Origin of the sequence: Actinoallomurus acaciae, assembly GCF_042429965.1 — a bacterium.
In the GTDB taxonomy this organism is placed as follows: Bacteria; Actinomycetota; Actinomycetes; order Streptosporangiales; family Streptosporangiaceae; genus Actinoallomurus; species Actinoallomurus acaciae.
Genome location: NZ_JBHLZP010000604.1, coordinates 1 through 4,548, shown reverse-complemented (window position 1 = coordinate 4,548; position 4,548 = coordinate 1). Strand labels below are relative to the sequence as shown.

Genomic DNA, 4,548 nt, shown 5'->3' with positions numbered 1-4,548 from the left:
CCGCGGCGTCGGCGAGCCGCGACTCGCTGATCACCGCCACGATCGGGCAGCCCGCGCGGAAGCCGCTGTCCACCAGCACACGGCGCCACCAGCCGAGGAACGCCCGGACCGCCGCCACCGGGTCGTCGTCGCGGGTGGCGGCGCGCACGCCGGCCGCCACGAAGCCGCCCGCGTACCGTACGGCCTCCTCGGCGAGCTGCTCCTTGCCGCCGGGGAAGTGGTGGTAGATCGAGCCGCGCGGCGCCCCGCTGTGCGCGATGACGTCGCTGAACGCCGTGCCGCTGTAGCCGCGTTCGCGCAGCAGGTAGGCCGCGCTGCGCACCATCCGCTCTCGTGAGCCGGAGGCCATATGACGTTCACCACCTTGACTATGACGCTCATCATAGAAGAGCCTGACCATGCCGAGCGTCATACAGGGAGGGTGCCGTGACCGCCGGACTCGATCAGCTGAGGACCTTGCTGGACGGACGGATGACGGGCATCGGCTCGTTGCTCGACATGACGGTCGAGACGCTCGAACCCGGGCGGGTGGTGTTCGCGCTGCGGACCCGGCCCGACTTCGGCAACCCGCTGGGCACACTGCACGGCGGCGTGTGCAGCACCCTGCTCGACTCGGCGATGGGCTGCGCCGTGCACGCCTCGCTGCCGGAGGGCGCCGGCTACACGACGCTGGAGCTGAAGGTGAACTTCGTGCGTCCCGTACGCCTCGACGGCGTCCGGCTCCGCTGCGAGGGCACCACGATCCACCTGGGCGGCCGGATCGCCACGACCGAGGGACGCGTCACGGACGAGGAGGGCCGCCTCGTCGCCCACGGCACGAGCACCTGCATGGTGTTCAGACCGGCGTGACTACGCTATTACTGAACGGGATTCGGTTTTCCGGCGAACAGCAGAGAGGTGCCGCGGCATGCGTATCGGGATGTCCCTCAACTACGCGGGGGGCTTCAGGGAGACCGTCGATGAGCTCGCCGACTACGAGAAGGCCGGACTCGACATCGTGTTCGTGCCGGAGGCCTACAGCTACGACGCCGTGAGCCAGCTCGGCTTCATCGCCGCGCGCACGGAGCGGCTGCAGATCGCCTCGGGCATCCTCCAGATCTACTCGCGCACGCCGACCCTGACCGCGATGACCGCCGCCGGCCTGGACTACGTCTCCGACGGCCGGTTCGTGCTCGGCATCGGCGCGTCGGGCCCGCAGGTCATCGAGGGCTGGCACGGCGTGCCGTACCACGCGCCCGTCGGCCGTACCCGGGAGATCATCGAGATCTGCCGCGCGGTGTGGCGCCGCGAGCGCCTGTCCTACGACGGCAAGTACTACAAGCTGCCGCTCCCCGCCGAGGAGGGCACCGGCCTCGGCAAGCCGCTCAAGCTGATCAACCACCCCGTGCGCGAGCGCATCCCGATCATCATCGCGTCGCTCGGTCCCAAGAACGTCGAGATGACCGCCGAGCTGGCCGAGGGCTGGGAGCCGATCTTCTACGTGCCGGAGAAGGCGGACAGGGTGTGGGGCGAGGCCCTGGCCAAGGGCAAGGCCAAGCGCGACCCCGCGCTCGGTGAGCTGGACGTCGTCGCACAGGCCCCCCTGGCGATCGGCGACGACGTCGCGGGCTACCTCGACTTCGGCCGCCCGATGGCCGCCCTCTACATCGGCGGCATGGGCGCCAAGGGCCGCAACTTCTACAACGACCTCGCCTGCCGCTACGGCTACGAGCGGGAGGCCGAGGAGATCCAGGACCTCTACCTCGACGGCAAGAAGCAGGAGGCCGCCGAGAAGGTCCCGTACGAGCTGCTGGAGAAGACCTCGCTGATCGGCACCGAGGGCTTCGTGCGCGACCGGCTCGCGGCGCTGAAGGAGTCAGGTGTCACGACGCTCAACGTCACGCCGATCGCGGGCGACCACGCGGACCGCGTCAAGCTGATCGAGAAGGTGCGCGACCTGGCGGCCTCCGTCTGAGGGGCGCCGCGCCCGGTGTGCCCCCGCGCGCGGCGGCGCGTACAGTCGGGACATGCCCGGGATCCATGAGACACGCCGCGCGCGCCTCGCCGCGCTCGTGGCCGACCAGGGAGCCGAGTTCGCCCTGGTCACCCGGCTGGTCAACGTCCGTTATCTGTCCGGGCTGGCCAGCTCCAACGCCGCTCTCCTCGTGGGCGCCGACGGCACCGCGGTGCTCGGCACCGACGGGCGCTACGCGGGTACCGCGGCGCGCGTGTGCCCGGAGCTCGAGTGCGTCATCGATCGCGACACCGCCGGCGCGCTCGGCTCACGCGCGTCCGGGCGGCTCGCCTTCGAGGCGCACGACGTGACCGTGGAGGATCACCGCACGCTCGCCGGGAAACTCGAGGGCGTCGAGCTGGTTCCGCTCGGCCACGCCGTCGAGGAGCTGCGCCACGTCAAGGACGAAGAGGAGATCGCGCTGCTGCGCGAGGCCTGCGCGATCACCGACCGCGCGTTCGACGCGGTGCTGCCCCTCATCCGGCCCGGCCGTACCGAGCGGGAGATCGCCGTCGCCCTGGAGCGGTCGATGGCCGACCTCGGCGCGGAGCGGCCCGCGTTCGCCTCGATCGTGGCGAGCGGGCCGAACGGCGCGATCCCGCACCACGTGCCCAGCGCCCGCGTGATCGAGTCCGGCGACTTCGTCACGATGGACTTCGGCGCCCTGTACGGCGGCTACCACGCCGACATGACGCGCACCGTCGCCGTCGGACCCGTCGTGGGCGCCCTGCGGGAGATCTACGACCTGGTCGCGGCCGCGCAACGCGCGGGCGTCGAGGCCGCCGTCCCGGAGGCCGCCACCAAGGACGTCGACGCCGCGGCGCGCGACGTCATCGACGCCGCCGGGCACGCCGACGACTTCCCGCACGGCCTCGGGCACGGCGTCGGCCTGGAGATCCACGAGGCACCGCTCCTCGGGTACGACAAGACCGGTAAACTGACGGATCGAGTTCCGATCACCGTCGAGCCCGGCGTCTATCTCGCGGGGCGCGGCGGAGTCCGCATCGAGGACACTCTGGTCGTCCGTACGGACGGCGTGGAGCTGCTCACCAAGACGACCAAGGAACTGCTCGTCATCTAGACGCGGCAGGCCGCCGACGCAGGAGAACATCGCACGTGGCGACGACGAACGACCTCAAGAACGGCATGACGCTGAACCTCGACGGCCAGCTGTGGACCGTCCAGGAGTTCCAGCACGTCAAGCCAGGCAAGGGCGGCGCGTTCGTCCGCACCAAGCTCAAGAACGTCCTGTCCGGGAAGGTCGTCGACAAGACCTTCAACGCCGGGACCAAGGTCGACGTGGCCAACGTCGACAAGCGGGAGATGCAGTACCTCTACCGCGAGGGCGAGGACTTCATCTTCATGGACACCGAGACCTACGACCAGCCGCACATCCCCGGCGCCACCGTGGGCGACGCGGCCGACTACCTGCTGCCCGAGCAGAACGCCGTGATCGCGTTCAACGACGACACGCCGCTCTACATCGAACTGCCCGCCGCGGTCGTCCTCGAGGTGACCGAGACCGAGCCGGGCCTGCAGGGCGACCGCTCGACCGGCGGCACCAAGCCCGCCACGGTCGAGACCGGCGCGGTGATCCAGGTCCCGCTGTTCATCACGACCGGCGAGAAGATCAAGGTCGACACCCGGTCGGGCGACTACCTGGGCCGCGGCTGATCGTGGCCGCACGCAGCAAGGCACGCAGGCGGGCCCTGGAGGTCCTGTACGAGGCCGAGGTCCGCGGCGACCCGCCGGCCGAGGTGCTCGCCCGGCGCGCCGCGGACGCCAGCCAGCCGCTCGCCGAACAGGCGTTCCTCGGCCGGCTGATCGAGGGTGTGGCCGAGCATCGCGAGCGCATCGACGAGCTGATCGCGACGTACTCCGTCGGCTGGACCCTCGACCGCATGCCGATCGTCGACCGCAACATCCTGCGGCTGGGCGCCTTCGAACTGCTCTGGAACGACGAGGTGCCCGACGGCGTGGCGATCAGCGAGGCGGTGTCCCTGGCCACCGAGCTGTCCACCGACGAGTCGCCGCGCTTCGTCAACGGCCTGCTGTCACGCCTGCTCGAACTCAAGCCCTCCCTGTCGTTGTAGCCGTCAACGGGCCCGTACGGATGAGACGGATGAGACTGCGTCACCATGCGACGCGCGCCTCATCCGCATGGGCTCTAAGCTGGGCGCTGTGAGGCGAAAGAGGCACGGATCCGTCGTCCGCCGGCGATACGAGGCCCGTCCATGCCGTCCGGCGTGGGGGGAGGCACGGTGACCGAGCGTTCGCGTACGCGCCCGGCGCGCGGCGTCGTGTGGGAGATCCTGCGCGAGGTCCTCGACGAGAGCGCCAAGGCGTCCGGCCGGGCCGTCCTCGACGTCCTCGACGCCGGGGGAGGCACCGGCGGGCTGGCCGTGCCGCTCGCCGAGCTGGGTCATCACGTCACCGTCGTCGACTCCAGCCCCGACGCCCTGGCCGGGCTGGAGCGCCGCGCCGCCGAGGCGGCCGTGCGGGTCCGTGCGCTGCAGGGCGACGCCGACGGGCTGCTGGAGGAGGCCGGTTCCGTC

7 protein-coding genes are annotated in these 4,548 nt (G+C 70.9%); 6 read left to right on the top strand and 1 reads right to left on the bottom strand.

Annotated elements, in window-relative coordinates:
- On the bottom strand, window positions 1-325 hold a 325-nt coding region (locus ACFFNX_RS43090), incomplete at its 3' end, for a TetR/AcrR family transcriptional regulator (RefSeq protein WP_378212031.1).
- Between the two features lie 101 nt (window positions 326-426).
- Here ACFFNX_RS43090 and ACFFNX_RS43085 point away from each other — a divergent pair.
- The 6 genes from ACFFNX_RS43085 to ACFFNX_RS43060 form a co-directional block, all read left to right on the top strand.
- Complete coding sequence (locus ACFFNX_RS43085) at window positions 427-849, top strand: PaaI family thioesterase (RefSeq protein ID WP_378212030.1); 423 nt, start codon at window positions 427-429, stop codon at window positions 847-849.
- A 58-nt stretch (window positions 850-907) separates the two neighbouring features.
- Entirely contained in the window at window positions 908-1,954 is a 1,047-nt protein-coding gene (locus tag ACFFNX_RS43080) for an LLM class F420-dependent oxidoreductase (protein ID WP_378212029.1), read from the top strand.
- Between the two features lie 52 nt (window positions 1,955-2,006).
- Window positions 2,007-3,074, top strand: a complete 1,068-nt coding sequence (locus ACFFNX_RS43075) for a M24 family metallopeptidase (RefSeq protein WP_378212028.1) — start codon at window positions 2,007-2,009, stop codon at window positions 3,072-3,074.
- A 35-nt stretch (window positions 3,075-3,109) separates the two neighbouring features.
- Window positions 3,110-3,667 carry an elongation factor P gene (gene efp / locus ACFFNX_RS43070; RefSeq protein ID WP_378212027.1) on the top strand — a complete coding sequence of 186 codons (558 nt, stop codon included), beginning with the start codon at window positions 3,110-3,112 and terminating at the stop codon, window positions 3,665-3,667.
- The gene (gene nusB / locus ACFFNX_RS43065) at window positions 3,667-4,086 is read left to right on the top strand and encodes a transcription antitermination factor NusB (RefSeq protein ID WP_378212032.1); all 420 of its coding nucleotides are present in this window, start codon (window positions 3,667-3,669) and stop codon (window positions 4,084-4,086) included. The genes efp and nusB overlap by 1 nt, the downstream gene beginning before the upstream one ends.
- A 168-nt stretch (window positions 4,087-4,254) precedes the next feature.
- Window positions 4,255-4,548 (top strand): class I SAM-dependent methyltransferase (locus ACFFNX_RS43060; RefSeq protein ID WP_378212026.1); only part of this gene is annotated, 294 nt, incomplete at its 3' end.